Below are 20,861 nucleotides of genomic sequence, written 5' to 3'. Positions count from 1 at the left end.
GTTCCGAACAAAACCGGTTCCGGTATTGATAAAAGCCCGTCTGATCAAACCACCACCAAACTCGCCATTGACGAAGTACCCCAAGTGCACAAGATCCGGCAAGCCATCACCATTCAAATCAACAATTTCCAGGCCACCACTACGACCACTGTGCACAAAAGCACTGTCGGACAGGTTGGCTGTCCACGTGTTGTCCTGTACAAATCCTGAACCTGTGTTGATGAAAGCACGCTTTAGCGTACCTCCGCCCCATTCGCCATTCACAAAGTAACCCAACTGCAGCAGATCGGGCAGGCCATCACCGTTGAGATCCACGACCCGCAAGCCTGCGTCACGGCTATAGGTATGCGTAAAGGCACTGTCACTGACTCCGCTGACATAAGCATCGTTSCGAACAAAACCGGTTCCGGTATTGATAAAAGCCCGTCTGATCAAACCACCACCAAACTCGCCATTGACGAAGTACCCCAAGTGCACAAGATCCGGCAAGCCATCACCATTCAAATCTACAACACGAAGACCAGCGTCTCCCCCACCGTGCACAAAAGCGCTATCGGACAGGTTGGTTAAATAGGTACCGTTTGACGTAAAGCCCACCGTCGCCGTATTTCCAATAGTCAAAGCCGATCCAGACAGACAGTTTCCGTTCCGTTCACATCTTGAAATATTGGCTATGACAGAGCGCTGAACTGTCGTTCCACCCGTGTAACTGACCTTGTAATCAAACACCAAATCCGAAGAGCCTTTCGCATGAGTTTTGATATGAGAAATACGCCGGTCAACCTGAACAAGGCTACCGGCCATATAGCCCTGAACCCTGTCTGCCCGAGTGGTCTCATATTCAATATTCACCGCGTTACCGTCATAGACGACGGTTAAAGGCGCATACACGCTGCTATCTGCACTCTCGTAATAGCTGAACGTCATGAAGTTGGTCTTGACGTCGCTGATCTTGTTGATGGCCCAGACCCTGACGGTGGGTTTGCCCTGAGCCTCAATTCGTGAATCGGCCGTGTTGCCGTACTCCATCGTCAGCCCGGCCTTGCTTTGCACCGTGAATGCTGCAACGCCATTGCCGGCAGTGCCTGAAGCGATGATCCTGCTGAAGTTATCCAGTTCGGTGCGGTATTCGCTACCAGCAACTCCGTAAGTGCCGCTGACCAGAATCAGCCGCTGCCCGTCCAGGCAGTAGCGGTCGTTCATGTCGAAGTTGACGGCACCGCGCACGTTGTCCTGGGCCTTGGTTCTGGGGCAGCGTCCGATGGCACTCAAACCACCCAGGCTCCAGCCCATACCGAGCAGGCCATTCCCGCCCTGGCTGTTGTAGCTCAGCTCAAGTTTGGGCTCCATGCCGGCGGCGCCGGGTGGGACCTGAATGGGAATTCGGTAGGTGGCTGCGCCGCTTTCGTTGACGGCGAACTGTCCGGGTGTGATGCCGGCTACCGTGGTGGTTTGGGCCAACGTGACCGTACTCAGCAGCCACAAGGCCGCGCCCAGCCATACCTCACCTTTTTGCTCCCTCATCGCCCTGCCCTCTTTTTTGATTCTTGCTTTTGCAGCTTTTTGCTTGTCGTCGACTTTATCTGATCAACGCTACGGCGTCACGCTCGTCACTGTCGCTTTTTTGAGGCGCCCGAGCACCCAGCTGCCGCTGCTTGTATTGGCTGGCCAGTATTCGTTGACGGTGCTCTTGCTGGCTCCGGCACTATTACCGACCGTGATCTGGGTGGGGTCGCCAAATTGCGGGCTCTGCCCGTACTGGTAGCTGTTGGTGACTGTGGGGTATGGCGTTCCCGCCAGATCCCAGCTTTCTTCGATGCTCTGGCTGGGGTAGACGAAGGTGGTGCCCGTAGCAGAACCAGTGCCTTGTGCATAGGTATTGGTGGTGCGTTTGAGTACGCCTGCGTTGCCTGAGCCGGCCAGCCGGGTCTCTGCCTTGGCGACGCTTCCCGTGAACGGCCAGGTCTGGTTGAACTCGGTGTAGCTTTCGATGTTGTTGGATAGATTCTTTGACTTCATCCACCGGAACCCGAGCATGCCCCGGCCTGTTCCGAGCTCGGCCTTTAACCCGCCGTAGTTGTATCGCGTGGTGACCGTGCCACCTATGCCGTTGCTGCTGGTAACTGTGCTCACCACGTATTGCGGGTAGATCAGGTCTGCTTTGGGGTAGGCTGAGGCGTTGGCGGCAGTGTCTTTGGTATAGACCGCACTGCCGGTAAGTGGCTGATACGCAATGCCTGTCGGGTTACCCGCCACGGAAATTTGGGCAAGCTGATTTTCCATTCGAGTCGAGGAAATACCGCACAGGATGCCAACATCAGACCGTCCACAAATGTCCGGCAGGCCATCACCATTGAGGTCCACRTACTGGATCGTGCTGTAGTTCTGGGGGTTRTACCAGCCCGAGCCAAACGTCGAAGTCCAGACTACCGGAGCCGCAAAACCGGCGCCAGTCCCGAGATTCAAAGCACAAATGATTCCGCCGTCAGACCGCCCRCAGATRTCCGGCAGGCCATCACCRTTGAGGTCSACRTAYTGGATCGTGCTGTAGTTCTGGGGGTTGTACCAGCCCGAGCCAAACGTCGAAGTCCAGACTACCGGAGCCGCAAAACCAGCACCCGTCCCCAGATTCAGCGCACACACAATGCCAGTGTCAGAYCGGCCGCAAATATCCGCCAGCCCATCACCGTTGAGATCGACATACCGGATCGTGCTGTARTTTTGTGGCTGATCCCAACCCACGCCAAATGTCGTGGTCCAGACAGTTGGAGCAGCAAAGCCCACACTGGTTTTCAAGTTCAGCCCGCAACTAATCCCGCCGTCCCATCGACCACAAATGTCCGGAAAACCATCGCCATTGATGTCCACATACTGAATCGTGCTGTAGTTCTGGGGGTTATACCAACCAGAGCCAAATACTGGAGTCCAGTAATCGAAACTCGCGAAACCACTTGTGGATGCACTGCCGTAGCTCGATTCACTCGGCCTCAAACATGCACCAGCACCAGCACCATCACACTCAAGCAATGAAGCAACCCTGGAGCGGCCCGTTGTCGGGTTTATGGAATAGGCAATTCGATAATCTTTGATCAAAGACGCACCCAGGTAAGTCTGGAGCCCCTTCATTCGCTTGGTATTCTTTTGCAGGGATCCACCCATGTACCCGGGAAGTATGTCGGTCCGCCCCTCCACAACAAACTGCACGCTCTGCGGTTGAGCCGCACCCGTGCCCGCATAGTCAATCCTCGCGGGATAGAAATCCCCATTGACGTTGTCTTCGACATAGCTGAACGTCATGAAGTTGCTCTTGACGTCAGAGATTTTGTTGATGGCCCAGACCCTGACCGTGGATTTGCCCTGTGCTTCAATTCGTGAGTCAGCCGTGTTGCCGTATTCCATCGTCAGCCCGGCCTTGCTCTGCACGGTGAATGCTGCAACGCCATTGCCTGCGGTGCCCGAGGCGATGATACGGCTGAAACTGTCCAGCTCAGTACGGTATTCGCTACCAGCAACTCCGTAGGTGCCGCTGACCAGAATCAGTCGCTGTCCATCCAGGCAATAGCGGTCGTTCATGTCGTAGTTGACGGCACCGCGTACGTTGTCCTGGGCTTTGGTTTTGGGGCAGCGGCTGATGGCACTCAAGCCACCCAAACTCCAGCCCATGCCGAGCAAACCGTTGCCGCCCTGGCTGTTGTAGCTCAGCTCGAGTTTGGGCTCCATGCCGGCAACACCGGGAGGTACCTGAATGGGAATGCGGTAAGTGGCAGCACCCGACTCATTGACAGCGAACTGCCCAGCCATGGTGCCGGCCACAGTACTGGTCTGGGCCAACGTGACCGTGCCGAGCAGACACAGGGCTGCGCCCAGCCATACTTTGCTTTTTTGCTCCCTCATCGCCCTGCCCTCTTTTTTGATTTTGTGTTTAGTGTGCCAACAACTTTATCTGATCAACGCTACGGCGTCACGCTCGTCACTGTCGCTTTTTTGAGTCGTCCAAGCACCCAGCTGCCGCTGCCGGTGTTGGCAGGCCAGTATTCGTTGACGGTGCTCTTGCTGGCGCCGGCACTATTACCCACGGTGATCTGGGTGGGGTCGCCAAATTGCGGGCTCTGGCCGTACTGGTAGCTGTTGGTGACTGTGGGGTATGGCGTTCCTGTCAGGTCCCAGCTTTCTTCGACGCTCTGGCTAGGGTAGACGAAGGTGGTGCCCGTAGCAGAACCAGTGCCTTGTGCATAGGTATTGGTGGTGCGTTTGAGTACGCCTGCGTTGCCTGAGCCGGCCAGCCTTGTTTCGCTCTTCGCGACGCTTCCTGTAAACGGCCAGTTCTGGTTGAACTCGGTGTAGCTTTCGATGTTGTTCGAAAGATTCTTTGACTTCATCCAGCGGAAACCGAGCATGCCCCGGCCTGTTCCGAGCTCGGCCTTTAAGCCGCCGTAACTGTATTGCGTGGTGATTGTGCCGCCTACGCCGTTGCTGCTCGCGATCGAACTCACCACGTATTGCGGATAGACCAGGTCTGCTTTGGGGTACGCCGAGGCGTTGGGGGCCGTGTCTTTGGTGTAAGTAGAGGGCTTGGTTAGTGGAGAGTAGACAAACGATGTGGTGACGCCGGTAACGGATGAGGCTACGGACACAAGGTCGGGCAATATTTTGGTATTGCGGCTAATCCAGGCTCCGTCCCTATAACTGCGCGCGAGCATGAATAGGTCAGGCAATCCATCCCCATCCAGATCACTCAGATAGTGGCTGTATGTGTTCGCCGAACCGAGAAGGCCTGACAAATGTGTCCACGTCGTGAAATTACCGTTGCCGGGATTAATACTGATTGCACCATTTGTTGCCGTCGGCGCAATTTGCACCAAATCCGGTAGCCCATCTCCGTTGACATCGATTAAATGATTGGTATAGGCGTCGGTACCACCGGCTATGTTCGTTGTATAGGTCCACTGCTGAAAATCTCCACTGCCCGGATTGATAGACACAAAGCCGGCATTAACTCCCCGCGCTATTTGCACCACGTCTTGCAAACCGTCCCCGTTTACATCAGCTAGATAGTGTGCGTAACCATCCTCTCCGCCAAACAGGTTGTTTGTATAGGTCCACCCCTGAAAATTACCATTGCCGGGATTGATACTGATCCAACCGCCATTCGTGCCTCGGGCAATTTGAACCATGTCGGGCAAACCATCCCCGTTTACATCGACCAGGTAGTGGGCATAGCCATCCTCGCCACCAAATAGGCTGTTGGTATAAGTCCAGCCCTGAAAGTTGCCGTTGCCGGGATTGATACTGATCCAGCCGCCATTCGAGCTCTTTGCAATTTGTATGAAGTCCAGCAATCCATCTCCGTTCAGATCGGCCCAATAGTGGGCATAGCTGTCGGCTCCCGCAAACAAAGCATTTGTATGCGTCCATTGCTGAAAATTCCCGTCACCGGGGTTAATGCTGATCCAGCCGCCGTTTGAACTTCTTGCAATCTGGACGGCATCTGGCAACCCGTCCCCATTGACATCAACAAAATGATGCGTGTATCCGTTCTCTCCTCCAAATAGCGTATTTACAGAACTCCATCCTTGAAAGTTAGCGTCGCCGGGATTAATGCTGATCCAGCCGCCATTTGTGCTGCGGGCAATTTCAACCAGGTCGGGTAACCCATCACCATTAACGTCTGCCAGATAAGGCGCATAACTGCTTTCTCTTCCGGGCAAACCTGGGGTACTCGACCAACCATTAAAGAGTCCCGGGCTGTTTGCGTCAGTCCAGGTCAATTGCAACGGAGCGCGGCAAGAAATTGCCGCCGGCCCTTCACAGTCCCGCACTGAAATCAACCTGGTACGAGTTGTTGAAGGACCTTGCTCAAATTGCATTGCATATGACTTGACCAGTAGCGACCCGGTATACGCATTCAAGCCAATCATTCTCTGGGTAAGTTTCAGAAGGCTACCGCTTAAAAATCCGGCACTGGCATCCGGACGCGCCTCATAGACAAACCGAACAGAATTGCTTGCGGCCTGACCAGCAACAACATTACCCGAGTAGTCGATCCTGTTTGGATAGAACTCCCCGTTGGCGTTGTCTTCGATGTAGCTGAGCGTCATGAAGTTGGTCTTGACGTCGCTGATCTTGTTGATGGCCCAGACCCGTACCGTGGGCTTGCCCTGCGCTTCAATCCTGGAATCAACCGTGTTGCCGTACTCCATCGTCAGCCCGGCCTTGCTTTGCACCGTGAAGGAGACCACGCCGTTGCCAGCGGTACCTGAGGCGATGATGCGGCTAAAGCTGTCCAGCTCGGTGCGGTATTCGCTACCAGCAACTCCGTAGGTGCCGCTGACCAGAATCAGCCGCTGCCCGTCCAGGCAATACCGGTCATTCATGTCGTAGTTGACGGCACCGCGTACGTTGTCCTGGGCCTTGGTTCTGGGGCAGCGGCTGATGGTGCTTAAACCACCGAGGCTCCAGCCCATGCCGAGCAAACCGTTGCCGCCCTGGCTGTTGTAGCTCAGCTCGAGCTTGGGTTCCATGCCGGCAACGCCTGGAGGGACCTGAATGGGGATGCGGTAAGTGCCAGCACCCGACTCGTTGACGGCGAACTGCCCGGCCATGGTGCCGGCTACTGTGGTGGTCTGGGCCTGGGCCAGCGTGAAGACGCCCACCAGCCACAGGGCTGCGCCCAGCAATATCCTGCTTTTTTGATCCCTCATTGCCCTGCCCTCTTTTTGAATTCTTGCTTTTGCTTTTTCAGCTTTTCGCTTTATGGACTGTAGTTGATCGCCATTGCAACTTCCATGGCGTAGTCCTGGTTACCGTGGCTTTCTTGATGTGCCCGAGCATCTTTACAGTCTTTGGTATTGATCAGCCTCTGCCGCATGCCCCGGCGTGCCATCCAAGACCTCCTTCAATTGAAGGAGAAGCCTCGAGTTGGTATGAGAAACGATTGACGGCGGAGCGGGTGAAATGTCGCTAGCGGTAAGACACATCCGCGTTTTCCGCATCGCCACCGGGTTGCCCATCCTTGCCGTAGGAGAGCAAATCAAAATCATTCCCTGCAGAAGGCGGCCGATATATATAGGGCTTCCCCCAAGGGTCCAGCGGTACGCTTTTCTGCAGATACGGACCCTGCCATTTGGGCTCATCGGCTGGTTTGGCCATCAAGGCGTTCAGGCCTTTGTCGGCGCTGGGATAGGACCCTGTGTCCAGCCGATACGTATCAAGGGCCTTGGCGAGGGCTTCAATTTGCGCCTTGGCCGCGCCCTGCTCTGACTTGCCGATCTGGGCAAAGTAACGCGGACCGACATAGGCAGCCAACAAGCCAATGATGACCATCACGACCAGCAGCTCCAGCAAAGTGAACCCGTTGGATCTTCGGCCTGTGTTTCTTGTGCGATTTTTGGGAATGGATTTTTTTTTCATGGCGTGCCGGTGATCAATGCGCAGCTCTTTCAGTTTTCTCGCAGAGGGGAACCCGCCAATGTTATAGCGACTTGCGTGCCCGCTCTTACTCATTCCATTATTTGGCATTGATGACGAGCCTCCTGTGCGGCGCCAACGCCGTGTAGGATGCGCATTTTCCTTCCTGCTCTTCCCTCACCTGCTCCATCGCACCCAACCACCATGGCCATTGACACCTGGACCGCCTACTTCCTTGCTTCCATCCTGATTGCGATTTCGCCCGGCTCAGGCGCAGTACTGGCCATGAGCCATGGCCTGAGCTACGGCATGCAGCGCACGCGTGCCACCATCGCGGGCCTGCAGATCGGGCTGGTCATCATCCTGCTGGTGGCCGGCGCAGGCGTGGGCTCGCTGCTGGTGGCGTCGGAGTTGGCCTTCAGCGTCGTGAAAGTGCTGGGCGCGCTCTACCTGATCTATATCGGCTGGTCGCAGTGGCGGTCATCAAACGACATCGCGGCGAAAGATGCCGGCCCGGCAGCCGATGCGAACGGCATTTCAGCACGCAGGCGCTTTCTCACCGGCCTGCTGACCAACGTCACCAACCCCAAAGGCATCCTCTTCATGGTGGCAGTGCTGCCGCAGTTCATCAGCCCCGCCCGGCCGCTGTGGCCGCAGCTGCTGGTGATGGCGCTCACCACCGTGGCGGTCGACACCGTGGTGATGCACGGCTATGCGTTTGCCGCCAGCCGCCTGCAAAAGCTCTTCAGGAATGCGCGTGCGGTGCGGCTGCAAAACCGGCTGTTCGGCGGCATGCTGATGACCGTCGGTGCGGGCCTGTTCTTCGTCAAACGCAGCCACGCTGCGGCGCATTAGACGCGAAGATCGCTATCAAAAAAATAGCTGCTCGCGCCCGTTGATAAAGGGCCGCAGCCAAAAAACCCTCAAAATAGCAGCGACCCTGCCTTCAAACTGGACGGTCCACAGCCTGCGCCGAAACAATGCCCGCCAGCTTGCGCAGGGCGCTGTCGGTCTCGCTGGAAAACGGTGAGCCGCAACTGATGCGCAGGAAGTGGTCAAAGCGGTTCGAGTTGGAAAACATGGAACCGGGCGCCACCCGTATGCCCTGCCGGATGGCAGTGTCGAATACCGCCTGCGCTGAGGTACCCGCGGGCAACTCCACCCAGAGCATCATGCTGCCACCGGGCACCGACAACCGGGTTCCGGCGGGAAAGTGCGCCGCAATCGCCTCGGCCATCTGCTCGCGCTGCACGTTGAGCATGCGGCGCAGCCTGGCCAGATGGCGGTCATAGGCGCTGGAGGCCATGAACTCGGCCACGGCCAGCTGGCCCAGCATGTCGTTGGCGCGGCTTTGCGCGTACTTGAGCATCTTGATGCGCGCCTGCCAGCGCCCGCCGGCAACCCAGCCCAGGCGCAAGCCGGGTGACAGGGTCTTGCGCAGCGACGCACAGTAAATCACCGAGCCGCTGCGGTCCCAGGCCTTGGCGGCCTTCAGCGGAATGTCGTCAGGCCCCAATGCGCCATAGGTGTCGTCTTCAATCAACGCCACCTGCTGGCGCTCGCACAGCGCGACCAGCTTTTCCTTTTCACTGTCGGGCATCACGCTGCCGAGCGGATTGTGGAAATTGGGGATCACCACCACGGCGCGTATGCGGTCGTGTGTCTGGAAAGCCAGATCCAGCGCCTCCACGGAAATCCCCAGCTTCGGGCTGGTGGGAATCTCTAGCGCGCGCAGGCCCAGGCTTTCGAGGATCTGCAGCAGGCCGTGGTACGTCGGTGACTCAACGGCGACGGTGTCGCCCGGCCGCGCCACGGCACGCAAGGCAACGTTCAGCGATTCAATGCAACCGTGCGTGACCAGGATGTCTTCCGCTGACAGCCGCATGCCGGCCTCCAGCGCCCGCTTGGCCAGCACGACGTTGAGCGGTGAATCATTGAGGAAGTCCGGCGGGTTCACCAGCAGCTGCGGGTGCTTGCGCAACGCGCGCGTGGCGGCGTTTTTCAGGGCCTCGGCCGGATACATTTCTGGCGAGCCGTAGGTGCCTGCCAGGTTGGTGACCAGCGGGTAGACATCGCATTTGGCGACGAAGTCGGACACCCGGTCATGGATGCCGACGTATTGTGCCGGGTCCAGCCTGTGGCCGCATTCCGGCTCGCTGGGCGGCTGGATGTCAACCCGACGCCGCTTGAGCACAAAGTAACCCGACCGCGGCCGCGCCTCCAGCAGGCCTTCGTCTTCCAGCGTGTGGCAGGCCTCCACCGCGGTCGACAGGCTGACCTGATGCAGCCGCGTCAGCGCCCTGACGGACGGCATGCGCTGCCCGGGCATCAAAACGCCAGACTGGATGGCCTGGCGGTAATGGCTGGAGAGCTGTAGATAGAGCGGTTGCGACAGGGATGGCGAGGGTTGCATGTCCATAAACCGAATGATCCGTGAAGGGGAAGCCGGGACACAGCCACAGATGCGGCAAAAACAGACCATAACAGATGGCTAGATAGTCATCTGTACCGATACAGAAAGGACTTGCCTGGCTCTGTCGGGAAAGTGCCGGTCTCTTTAACCTTGATGTCACCTTCCCCCCGTTTTTCCAGTTCACCAACCCATGAATGGAGCCGCCATGAAAGAGCACTTTGCACCTCGCCACCTTCAGCTGGATGCCGGTGAGTCCCTGTTTTTTCACACCCAAGCCGGCAGCGCCCTGATCAGCACCTCGGGCACGCTGCTGGTGACCGGCACGCCGCACTGGCTTGGTGAGCAGGTCTTTCGCGACAGCATGCCGCTGGAGGCGGGGCAGTCGCATACCGTCGTCCGGACTGGATGGATCACGGTGACCGCCCAGCACGGCGGTGCAGCATGCGTGCTGAACCAAGCCCCGGCAAAAGCCCCGGGCCAGACGGGAAGCGCGCTTTTGAGGTACTTTTCAGGAACGATGAAAGCCGTGCGCAGCTGGCTGCGTGGCGCCGAGGCGGCATAGCCGCCACTGGAAATAAATCGCCCCCATCATTTTTTAATTGACCTCACCATGACCACTTCCGCCTGGCTGCTCTTCATCACCATCTCACTTGTCACCGCGCTCAGCCCCGGGCCCGGCATTTTGCTGGCGGTTTCCAACGCCGTGGCCTGGGGGCCGCGCAAGACGCTGTGGAGCTCCACCGGCAATGTGCTCGGCGTGTTCGCCGTTTCTACCGCGGCCATGGCGGGCCTGGGCACTTTGCTGCACACCTCGGCCTGGCTGTTTGCGGTGCTCAAGGCCGTGGGCGCCGTCTACCTCATGTACCTGGGCTGGCGGCAGTGGACCAGCAAGACCTCGATGTTCGACACGCCCTTGCCGGCTGGGGCATCCTCCGGAAAAAGCAATGCCGCATTGTTCCGGCAAGGCCTGCTGGTGGCGGTGACCAATCCCAAAAGCATCCTGTTCTTCACCGCGCTGTTCCCCCAGTTCATCCACCCGGAGGCGCCTATGCTGCCGCAATTTTTCGCACTGACCAGCGCCTTCGCTGCATGCGTGCTGGTCTCCCACTTCACCTATGTGCTGCTGGCCAAACACACCCACCAATGGTTTGGCACGCCCCGCCGGGCCCGCATTTTCAACCGTCTCTGCGGCGGCGCGTTTGGCCTGCTGGGTTTGAGCCTGCTGCGGCTGAAGAGCCCTGCCTGAAACGCCCACATCACGCTCCATCCAACTACATCAAGAGGAATTCATGCCCATGGAAGATTCACGCGACACCCGGTTCGCCGCAGTGCAGGCCGAACTCGGCTACAACTTTGACGGTGAGATCAAGATAGGCGGCAATTACGTGCCTGTCGTGCAGCACGGCGACCAGGTCTTTGTCAGCGGGCAGATTCCGCGTGTCGGCAATACCGTGGTCGTGACCGGCCGCGTAGGCTCGGAAACGTCCGTTCTACAGGCCCAGCTGGCGGCAAAAATCTGCGCCATGCGCGCGCTGGCGCTGCTGCGGCAAAGCCTCGGCAGCCTTGACCACGTGAAGCACATTCTGCGCATCACGGTGTTTGTGCAGTCAGCGCAGGATTTCACCCAGCAAAGCGAAGTCGCCGATGCCGCGTCTGACGTGCTGTATGCGGTGCTGGGCCCGGCCGGGGCCCACACCCGTACGTCGGTGGGCGTTGTCCAGCTGCCCAAGAGTGCCTCGGTCGAGATCGATCTCATTGCGGTGGCCGGTTAGGCTTGCCAGCCGGCCTTCGCCTTCAACCACCGGGCAGCAGGCGTATCAGCTTGCCATTGTTGCTGTCGGTCAGCACATAGAGCAGCCCGTCCGGCCCCTGGCGCACATCGCGAATGCGCTCTCCGGCTTCAGACAGCAGCCTGCTTTCGCGCACCACCTTGCCGGAGAACGGCGACGCCAGTTCGATCCGGTCCAGGTAGCCGAACTTGAGCGAACCCACAAACAGGTTGCCCCGCCATGCCTTGCCATAACGCTCGCTGGTCAGGAACGCCATGCCGGAAGGCGCTATGGACGGCACCCAGTAATGCAGCGGTTGCTGCATGCCGGCCTTTTCGGTCAGGCCTTCGCCGATTTTTCCGCCGCCGTAGTTTTCACCGTAAGTAATGACCGGCCAGCCGTAGTTGGCCCCGGGTCTGGGCAGGTTGATTTCGTCGCCGCCCTGCGGGCCGTGCTCATGCATCCAGAAGGTGCCATCAGGCGCCAGCGTGGCGCCCTGGGCGTTGCGGTGGCCGTAGCTCCAGATCTCAGGCAAGGCACCCGCTTTGCCGACAAAGGGGTTGTCCTGGGGAACCGAGCCATCTTTGTTGATGCGGACAATCTTGCCGTGGTGGTTGTCCAGCTTCTGGGCGTCTTCCTTGCGGCTGAACCGCTCACCCAGCGTGAGAAAGAGCTTGCCGTCTGGCGCGCCGTTCGCTGCCGCGCAGCTTTCCACGATGCGGCAGCCGAAATGCGCCGTGCTGGCCACCTTGGGCTTCTGGCTGAAGATGATTTTGAGGTTTTCCAGCCGGGTGTCGTCGGCACTCAAGGTGGCGCGTGCCAGCGCAGTGCTGTTGCCGGTGCCGGTGCCGGTGGCGGCCGGCTCGGAAAAGCAGAAGTAGATCGTTCGATTCCGGGCAAAGTCGCTGTCGACCAGCACGTCCAGCAAGCCGCCCTGCCCGCCGGCGACAATCTCCGGCAGGCCGGCCACCGGCGCGCGCAGCTTGCCGTCCGGCCCGACGACCCGCAGGCGGCCCGGGCGCTCAGTGACCAGAAAACGCTCGCCCGGCAAAAAAGCCACGCCCCACGGGTTCTCCAGCCCCGCCACCACGGTTTCAGGGCGAACACTCTGAGCCTGGGCAGGCTGGAAGATCACACTGGACGCTATCAAAAATATAGCTGCCAGCGCCCGTTGGTATTGGTTTAAAGCCATATTTCACCCTGAAAAAAGCCCCTGAAAGCACATTAATCGGCCCGTCACGCCCATTTGACCGGGAAAACCGCCTTTTGATCATGTCGAAGCCCGGCCAAGGCGGTGTAAAACATGGCATACGGGGGTAATAAATGGGGTAATCCACTACAAATTCGTTACAAATCAATAGCTTGTCAACGTTATCAAGAAACAACATGAGTTGACGTAGGACTATTCCGTCAAGTATGCTTGGCGCCATGCGAATGATTGCCCCTGCCCTCGTCATTGCCTCTGCTGCCCTGCTGGCGGCCAGCGTGCATGCGGCACCCGGTAATTCAGGCAGCGACAACGACATGGACAAACTGCTCGCCGACAAGGGCCTGCTGACCCAGATTGACAATGTCCGCCACAGCGTCACCAACAAGGCTTCCGAACTGGTCGTCAACGCCATGGGCTTCCTGGGCGTGCCCTACAAGCGCGGCGGCAACACCGTTGAAACCGGGTTTGACTGCAGCGGTTTTGTACGCGCCATTTACGAACAAAGCGTCGGGCTGCTGCTGCCCCGCCGCGCGGAGCAGCAAGCCGCTGCTACCCAGCGCATCGACAAAACCGAATTGCAACCCGGCGACCTGGTGTTTTTCAACACCATGAAGCGCGCTTTCAGCCATGTCGGCATCTATATCGGCGACGGCAAATTCATCCACTCGCCCAAGCCCGGCGCTGAAGTGCGCGTCGAAAGCATGGGCGTGAGCTACTGGCAGCGCCGCTTTGACGGCGCCCGCCGCGTACAGCCGTCCAACGGGGTGGCGCAAGAGGCCACACCCCGCGCGGCTGCGTTGCCCGCCCGCCCGCAACAGCCGCAAGCCACCGCATCGGACAAGCCATCCGTTCAGGCGGCAGCGCCGCAGGTGTCGGCTGCGCGGCAGGCTGAGCTGCTGATGCAGCAGGACCAGTACCGGAACTAAACCGGAATCAAGGGCGCAGGCGTCGCATCAACGCCGATCTCCGGGTCAAGCTCAGGCCCTGCACCCTGCCCGGCAATTCACCGGCCGCCCTACTCCTTCTCCTTCTCCTTCTCCTTCTCTTTCCCATTGCCTGGCGACATGTCCAGCTCCACGGCCTGGCCGTTGTCTATGGCGTCGCCCGCTTTGGCAGGAGTGCTCGAAACCAGAGAAGTCGTACCTTCACCGGCCAGCGCCAGCTGAAGCGTCGGCGTAGCTGCCCCTGCACCGTCAGCACCGGTCCCGGCGTTGTCAGCCACGTTGTTGCCGGCCGGAACCACACGGTTGTTTTCGGCATTGGACGAGAGCTGCTGGTTGCCCTGCGGTTTGCCGTTGACATTGACCAGGCCGCCGCCCGAATTGGTCACCTGTCCAAAATCGCCACTGACGCTGCCTTTCGGCGAATCAATGGTGACCTGCGCGGATGAACCGGAAATCTTCACGTCGGTGACCGCCTCCACGGTCATGATGGGTGCAACCACGTTGGCCACCACGGTGTCGCCGGCCAGCGAAGCCGAATTGCTGGCGGTGACCACGACATTCACGTCGCCCTGCGCCTGTACCACCACATTGTTGCCGGAGATGTTGCCGCTGACGTTGCCGGTGCTGCTGCTGATCTGCACGTTGCCCTGACTGGTGGTGGTGCCGCTTACGTCACCCAGAGCCTGCACGACCACGTTGTTGCCGCTGATGTTGCCGCTGATGTCGCCGGTGCTGCTGCTGATCTGCACATTGCCCTGGCTGGTGGTGGTGCCGCTCACGTCGCCCACGGCGGCCACCGCCACTTCGCTGGCGGTGACATTGGCCGAGACATCGCCGCCGCTGGTGACCTGGACGGCGCCCAGACTGATGGTGGAGCCGCTCACGTCGCCGCCGGCGTTCAGGGTGTTGGACTGTGTGGCGTCCTGCCCGCGCAGCGTGTGGTTGCTCAGGGCAACATTGCCAAGTGCGTCAATGCCGTAGCCTTTAACCCACAAGGTGCTGTCCAGGCTGAAGTCACTGGCCACGACTTCAAACCGGCCGAGCGCGTTGGTTTCCGTGCCGCCCGTCACCATGTGCACATTGCCGCGAGTGCTGCCCGAGCCGGCGACGAGCCGCAGCGCGCGGGCCGCGCTGCCGGCGTTCTGCACATCGCCGTTGAGCGTGATGTTGGCGCCCAGGGTTGCCAGCGTTGTGTCGCCCAACAGGTTCACCGGGGCATTGAACAGGATGCCGCCTGCACCGTCCACTATGACGTTGCCGCTGATGCCGGAGCCGCCCGCGCCGGCATTGAGCGTCAGGCCGTGCAGGGTCGAGCCGCCGAAGTACAGGTTGTAGGGGTTGTTTACGACCACGTCCTCGGCATAGGTGCCGGCGCCTACGCGGATATTGGCGCCGGTTGCCGCATTGCCCATGGCCGTCCCGATGGACAGTGCCTGGGTCCCGCCGCCCAGCAGGTTGCCGACGCCCACCTGGAAGTCCTGCGTGGCCTGCGCGCCGTTCCAGCCCTGAACGTAGCTGGAGCCCGCGTTACCCAGATTGACGGCATAGTCCAGGGCATTTTGCTGCGAGGCCTGCAGCCAGGTGTACTGGTAGCTGTTGTCTGCCGTGCCGGCGTTGCGCACGGCATAGTCGTAGCCTGCGATGCTGAGCGCGCCAAAATTGCGGCTCGCTGATTCATCCTGCATGTAGACCGGGTTTCGTTCCGTGAAACTGTTGCTGTTCGCCACCGTGACGTTGTTCACCTGCTGGTTGTAATAGCGATTGGACTGGTAGAGCGCCAGGCCGCCCCAGGCGTTGTTGCGCGTGGTCGAATTGCTGACGGTGACGTTGGCGCTGTCGGTCAGCTGTATGCCGGCGCCCTGCGTCGTGCCGGTGTTGTTGCCCACCGGCGCACCGTCGGCCGTCACGCGGTCTATCAGCGCGCCGTCAACGCCGTTAAGGTCCAGCTCGGCCCGGCCCGCGCCGCGGCTGGTGACGTTGCTGATGGAGAAGTTGCGCAGCCGCGCCGACGCGCCGCCGACGGGCGCCACCTTGATACCGTAGGATCCGGCCACGTTGGCGCTCGGGCCGTAAAGTGTGAAGTCCTTGAGCGAGACATTGTCGGCTGTCACGTTGATGCCGTAGCCACTGACGTTGTGTGCGTCGATCACGGTCGATCCCTGGCCCGAACCGGCCAGCGTCACGCTACGGTCGACCACCAGCGTGGAGGGCTGCACATAAGTGCCGCCGCCCACATTGACCGTGCCGCCGGCAACCACGGCATTGACGCCTCTCTGGATGCTGCCGCTGGCTTGCGTGACGTAGACATTGCCGTCCGTCCATGTCACCAGGCCCCGCCCGGTGGTATCGAGCGCATGGGTCACGCGGTCTTCGATGGCGAAACCGTCGGCCGCACCGTCGAAGACGGCGCCGCGAGCATCAACCGCAACAGCGTCCACCGAGATGTCCTGCCCGTTGTTCTTGAACTGGGTGCCGCCGCTGATGGTGACCGTGGGCTGGCCGCCATGGCCATTGCTCATGGTCTCAAAGCGTATGCCTGTCCGGCTGGAACCCTCGATGCTGCCGCCGGAGATGTTGACGCTTTGCAGGCGGGCCGGTGCGGCCGTGTAATCGGCGCTGTCACCGGCGATGCCGCGTGTTTTGATGACCACAGCCGCAGCCGTCGGATCACCCGAACTCGCGCCAGAATTTTTGACCGTCACGTTGTCAAAATTGATCGCATTGAAGTTGTCGTATTTCAGGTTGATGTCGATGCCGGCGCCATAACGTTTATGCAGCGATGAAGATGCAGGCGCGCCATAGTTGCCGGCATTGACGACGGTGACATTCCTGAGGGTCAGGTTGTTCGCGGTTTCAAGATAAAAGCCCTTGAAGCTGGGGCCGTCCACCGTGACGTTCTCAAACACCGCATTTTCAAAAGAGCCCGTGGCTACCGGAACGCCGCCGACCATCTGGTAACCGTTATAGGTCTGCACACCAATCTGCCCGCCGGTGATGGTGCTGTTGAGCATGCGGAAGTTGTCGGCCCGGGTCGTGGTGCCGTTGCGCATGCCGGAGGTGTTGTTGTTGAAGGCCACCCGGTTGACGGTCACATTGTTGGAGACACCGTCGATGCGCAGGCCGTTCCCATAGTTGGCAATCGACAGGTCGGAGAGCGTGACGTTGGAGGCATTGTTGATCGTCACCCCGTCACCGATGCCAGCCGAGGCGGACTGCAGCACCGTCTGCCCCACTCCCGCGCCGTCCAGCGTCAGCGCCTTGGTGATGGAGACGTTACCGGTGTAATTACCGGCCGCCACGTTCACCGTGCCGCCCTTGACCACGGCATCCACGCCGCCCTGGATGCTGCCCAGCGGCGTGAGCACACTGCCCTGCGCACCCGAAGAGCCCGTGGTGGCCACCGTCACGTGCGTGCGGTTGGACGAGGTGTACGCCTGGTCCTGCACGGACCAGCCGCCATTGGCCGCGCTCAGGTCCAGCAGAGACTGCTGCTGTGACAGGGTCGGAGCGGCAGCGATGGGCGTGGTATTGGCGACGGGAGTGGGGTTCGACCCGACCATGTGCCCATTCAGGTGCAGGTTCAGGCCCCACTCGTTGCCCACCGGGCCCTGGCTGTTACCGGCCATCGCGATGCCGCTGCCATCGGTGTACTGCACAGAAATGGCGCTCTTGGTATTTTCAATCCGGTTGCCTGTCACACTGCCCGTGTTGCGGCCGTCGATCAGGATGCCGTTGCGCACGTCATGGATGTTGTTGTTGCTGATCGTGAAACCGGTGACGCCATTGGCCACCGCAATGCCGCGGCTGATGTTGGAGCCCCACGCATAACCTGTGTAGGGCTGGTTAACGGGCCCGGCGATCTCCATCCCGGTGACCGTCACATTGTTGGCGGTAATGCTGATGCCGTTAACCTGCCCGGCATCGGGCACCACGATTTTTGCGCCGTCCAGGCCTGTCAGTGCCAGGTTGGCCTTGTTCAGGGTGACCTGCTCGGCGTAAGTGCCTCCATGAACGTCTACAGAGCCCCCCGCTCCTGGCGTACCGGTCTTTGAAATGTTGACAGCGTCCTGGATACGTGCCCCGCTGTACACATCGACCTGGCCTGCATTGCCGCTGACCTGGGTTGCGTCCAGTGCCGACTTGAGCACCACCGTATGGCCGTTGACAACGATGGCATTGCTGGCCTGCTGAATGCCCTCCAGGTTGATGACGCCGGACAGCAGGTTGGCGGCATCGCCAACGCCCAGCAAGAGGGTCGCGCCGTTCAGGCTGGCATGGTTCATATTGGACACGCTCAAACCCGTTGCACCGCCCGGTATGGCGAACTCATAAAGCCCGCTGTTGAGCGACACCGTGGTGACCGTGGCAGCGCTCGATCCGGCCAGGGCAATCGTGCCACCGATGGCGGTGATGCTGCCGTGGTTGGTGACCGAAGGCGCAACCAATGCCACCAGGCCGGCATTTTGCGCGGTGATGCTGCCATGGTTGGTGATACTGCCGACGGCCCCGGTGATCTGTGCGCCGCCGGTGTTGATGAAGTTGTTGACGTCGATGTTGCCCGTGGTGGCAATGAGCGAGCCCACATTGATCACGGCGTTTTGCCCGAACATCACACCATTGGGGTTCATCAGCATCACTGTTCCGTTGGCCGAAAGGCTGCCCAGTATTTGGGAAGGGCTGGCGTCGCCTGTCACGCGGTTCAGCATGGCCGAGGTTGCGTTGGGCTGGTTGATCTGCACCATCTTTCCGGGGTTGATGTCGAACGAGCCCCAGTTAACCACGGCGCGGTCGGTTCCCTGATTGATAGTGAGCTGGTTGCCCGACACTGAGCCGTTGGCAGTGCCGGAGAACACCGTACCGTTCTGTGGAAGGCCCGCGCCACCGGCAATGTCAACCGTCCAGCCGGGTGGCGAAAAAAGCATCGCCACGGCGGCCGGAAGGGCTTTCAGCGCAAAAGATCGCCGGCGCCGGACGGCAGGAAAATTACGCGGAGAGTTCAGGTTAGCGTTCATGGATCACCTCTTGGGGCAAAGAAAAGTCATTGAACAAATCATCAAAATCGCACCAGCAGCGTGCCCAGCAGCCGGGGGTCTTTCCCGTGGGGCTGGTAACTCGCGATGGGTTTGGTCAGGGGCCAGGCGATCTCGACCGCAGCCACCACGTTCCGTGGAAGGAAGAGGCGAGTCCCCAGCCCCGCCGATGCCAGGCTCTGGCTGCTGGGCGTGCCCACACAAGTACAGCCTACCGTCCAGACCTTGCCGATGTCATAGAAGGCAAAGAGCTGCCATGACCTGAAGCCCGCGAAGTCCGAGGAACCGGAATAACGAGGTTCAGCGCGAAACGCCAGCCCGCGCTCACCCACCAGTTCAGCAGGTTCGTAGGCGCGCCCGAATCGCCGGCCTCCCACCGCGTATTGCTCCGACGAAAGCAGGGGCGTGTTGGCCCACTGCCCGCTCAGGCCCAGCGTAAGGGCAAGGTTCGAAGCAAGAGGCTGGGTACGCTCGTAATCGAAGGTGAGTTTGTTGAACACCCCTTTGGCCCCTGCCCGGCTTTTGAGTGGATCGGATTCCCGGGTGCCACCCAGTCCCTGGCTGAAATCCACATCCAGCGAGTTCTGCCCACCCAGGCCGTCAAGCACCCGCCACCCAAGCCCCAGGCGCAGCACACGGAGATGGTCTTCAATTACCCGGGTGCCCAACACGTCAGTTTGCACGTCGGTGTGTTCATACGTTGCCCGGGCCGTCACGCTCTCATTGCGGGTCCGAAGCAGCGGATACGCAGCAGAGACCGTCATCGTGTCCGCGTTGCCGTGCATATCAAACGGCGTCAGGATGTCGCCCGGGCGTGTGCGTGCCCTGGACGCGGCGGCGGACAGCTTGAGGCCCTCTGTCGTGACTACCTGGCTATAGGAAATTTGTGCATAGGCCAGCTCGGAGTTGCCGCTGCTCATGCCCCGAAAGCGCCACTGGTCGTTGACGCCCAGCAACTGGTTGATGTTCACTTCCACGCCGATCTCGGCGGGGCCGAGGTATTTCGACCCATAGTTGTCGGCGGCAGCAAAGCCCTCGACTTTCTTCACGCTGGCGATCAGCGTGAGGTCAGCCGCACCCGGCGCCTGTGCAGGAGCGAGCACGCTGCGCAACTCGACACCCGGAAAATCATTGGCGATCAACAGATACCGCTCAAGCACCGGGCCCTGAATAGGCCGCGATGCCCTGATCTTCTCGCCGATGGCTGCGAGTTGCTCCTTCACATGGGCGCTGACATCGTCCCCCGCCTGAATGTTCACCTTGTCGATGTAGCCCTCAACCACACGCAGGGTGAGCGTCCCATCGGCGAGAGACTGTGGCGGCACCACTACCAATGACAGGATGTAGCCTGCATTGCGGTACATCGCGGTGAGCGAGGACGCGAGTTGCAGAATTTCGCCGCCCGTGATTTCGCGTCCGGTATAGCTGTCCGCATTCGCCTGAAGAATGCCGCCGGGCAGCACGGTGCTGCTTTCAATATCAATGCGCCTGAGCGTGACCCTCATGGCCCTGAGTGATTCAGGCAAAGGCCCTGTTGGCTCGGTCCTGATTTCCGGAGGCGCCGCTAAGGCGCCGGGCTCGGGCTGGAAATCAAAACGCTCGCGAACCCGGCCAGGGTCAATGGTGGATGGCGCCTGCTGCGCCAGCACAGTTGTCGAAATGACCATGAACACAGAAAAAGCACCAGTCCACACGTTGTGCACGCCCACACGATCAATACGCTTCATCGCCAGCCCCGTTGAAAATCAAAGTTTCCGAAGTGCCTGCAGGTGTTGTGATTCGACACTTGCCGGTTAGTATTTTTTGTGAACTAATTCACGGTAACCAATTGTGAAAGCTGATACAAGGGAGAAAAAGTGATTAATTACCAACGGTCTTGTGTAATCATTTCGCCCCTAATTTTGGTCAAAATGCTTTTTCTGCTCACATTCCGCGGACCTATTAGTTACATTTAGGGTCAGCACGGCATACATTCAGTTACCTTTGACCTACTGAAAATCTTTCTTGCCAGCGAAAAATCTCCCCGGAAATTCAGGCGCGTTGTGTAAAGTTTTGCCGCAGGTCCCCCGATCCCGCGTGGATGGCATA

The 20,861-nt window shown here is 59.7% G+C and carries 13 protein-coding genes; 5 read left to right on the top strand and 8 right to left on the bottom strand.

Features of this window, described 5'->3' with window-relative positions; translation table 11 throughout:
• The 4 genes from AC1D11_RS21450 to gspG form a co-directional block, all read right to left on the bottom strand.
• The coding region (locus AC1D11_RS21450) for a SpvB/TcaC N-terminal domain-containing protein (protein WP_477651490.1) at positions 1-1,524 on the bottom strand (1,524 nt) is incomplete at its 3' end.
• A 69-nt stretch (positions 1,525-1,593) separates the two neighbouring features.
• Complete coding sequence (locus AC1D11_RS21445; RefSeq protein WP_477651489.1) at positions 1,594-3,894, bottom strand: SpvB/TcaC N-terminal domain-containing protein; 2,301 nt, start codon at positions 3,892-3,894, stop codon at positions 1,594-1,596.
• Positions 3,895-3,953: 59 nt separating this feature from the next.
• Positions 3,954-6,701 carry an FG-GAP-like repeat-containing protein gene (locus tag AC1D11_RS21440; protein ID WP_477651264.1) on the bottom strand — a complete coding sequence of 916 codons (2,748 nt, stop codon included), beginning with the start codon at positions 6,699-6,701 and terminating at the stop codon, positions 3,954-3,956.
• 259 nt (positions 6,702-6,960) lie between these two features.
• Positions 6,961-7,410 (bottom strand): type II secretion system major pseudopilin GspG, encoded by a 450-nt coding sequence (gspG, locus tag AC1D11_RS21435; protein WP_477649862.1) that lies wholly within the window; start codon positions 7,408-7,410, stop codon positions 6,961-6,963.
• A 201-nt stretch (positions 7,411-7,611) separates the two neighbouring features.
• Between gspG and AC1D11_RS21430 the strand changes: the two genes are divergently transcribed.
• On the top strand, positions 7,612-8,262 hold the full coding sequence (locus AC1D11_RS21430) for a LysE family transporter (protein ID WP_477649863.1): 651 nt from the start codon (positions 7,612-7,614) through the stop codon (positions 8,260-8,262).
• Positions 8,263-8,353: 91 nt separating this feature from the next.
• Here the strand turns inward: AC1D11_RS21430 and AC1D11_RS21425 are convergent, their stop codons facing one another.
• On the bottom strand, positions 8,354-9,826 hold the full coding sequence (locus AC1D11_RS21425) for an aminotransferase-like domain-containing protein (RefSeq protein ID WP_477649864.1): 1,473 nt from the start codon (positions 9,824-9,826) through the stop codon (positions 8,354-8,356).
• A 199-nt stretch (positions 9,827-10,025) separates the two neighbouring features.
• Between AC1D11_RS21425 and AC1D11_RS21420 the strand changes: the two genes are divergently transcribed.
• From AC1D11_RS21420 to AC1D11_RS21410, 3 genes are read left to right on the top strand one after another with little or no spacing between them, the layout of a single operon-like run.
• Positions 10,026-10,382, top strand: coding sequence for a hypothetical protein (locus AC1D11_RS21420; RefSeq protein WP_477649865.1), 357 nt, complete (start codon positions 10,026-10,028; stop codon positions 10,380-10,382).
• Between the two features lie 48 nt (positions 10,383-10,430).
• Positions 10,431-11,066: a LysE family translocator gene (locus AC1D11_RS21415; RefSeq protein WP_477649866.1), complete on the top strand. Its 636-nt coding sequence runs from the start codon at positions 10,431-10,433 to the stop codon at positions 11,064-11,066.
• A 49-nt stretch (positions 11,067-11,115) separates the two neighbouring features.
• The gene (locus AC1D11_RS21410) at positions 11,116-11,592 is read left to right on the top strand and encodes a RidA family protein (RefSeq protein ID WP_477649871.1); all 477 of its coding nucleotides are present in this window, start codon (positions 11,116-11,118) and stop codon (positions 11,590-11,592) included.
• 22 nt (positions 11,593-11,614) lie between these two features.
• On the opposite strand, the gene AC1D11_RS21405 is transcribed toward AC1D11_RS21410, so the two are convergent.
• Entirely contained in the window at positions 11,615-12,781 is a 1,167-nt protein-coding gene (locus tag AC1D11_RS21405) for a PQQ-dependent sugar dehydrogenase (RefSeq protein ID WP_477649867.1), read from the bottom strand.
• 224 nt (positions 12,782-13,005) lie between these two features.
• Between AC1D11_RS21405 and AC1D11_RS21400 the strand changes: the two genes are divergently transcribed.
• Positions 13,006-13,725, top strand: a complete 720-nt coding sequence (locus AC1D11_RS21400; RefSeq protein WP_477649868.1) for a C40 family peptidase — start codon at positions 13,006-13,008, stop codon at positions 13,723-13,725.
• Positions 13,726-13,814: 89 nt separating this feature from the next.
• Here AC1D11_RS21400 and AC1D11_RS21395 read toward each other — a convergent pair whose 3' ends face one another.
• Together AC1D11_RS21395 and AC1D11_RS21390 are read right to left on the bottom strand one after the other, a co-directional pair.
• Positions 13,815-18,755 (bottom strand): beta strand repeat-containing protein, encoded by a 4,941-nt coding sequence (locus AC1D11_RS21395; protein ID WP_477651488.1) that lies wholly within the window; start codon positions 18,753-18,755, stop codon positions 13,815-13,817.
• 41 nt (positions 18,756-18,796) lie between these two features.
• Complete coding sequence (locus tag AC1D11_RS21390; RefSeq protein WP_477651262.1) at positions 18,797-20,500, bottom strand: ShlB/FhaC/HecB family hemolysin secretion/activation protein; 1,704 nt, start codon at positions 20,498-20,500, stop codon at positions 18,797-18,799.
• Positions 20,501-20,861: the final 361 nt, after the last annotated feature.

It is taken from the genome of Polaromonas sp. P1_E11 (genome assembly GCF_056405995.1).
The sequence above is the reverse complement of the archived record's forward strand: the minus strand, read 5'-3'. Positions and strand labels throughout refer to the sequence as shown.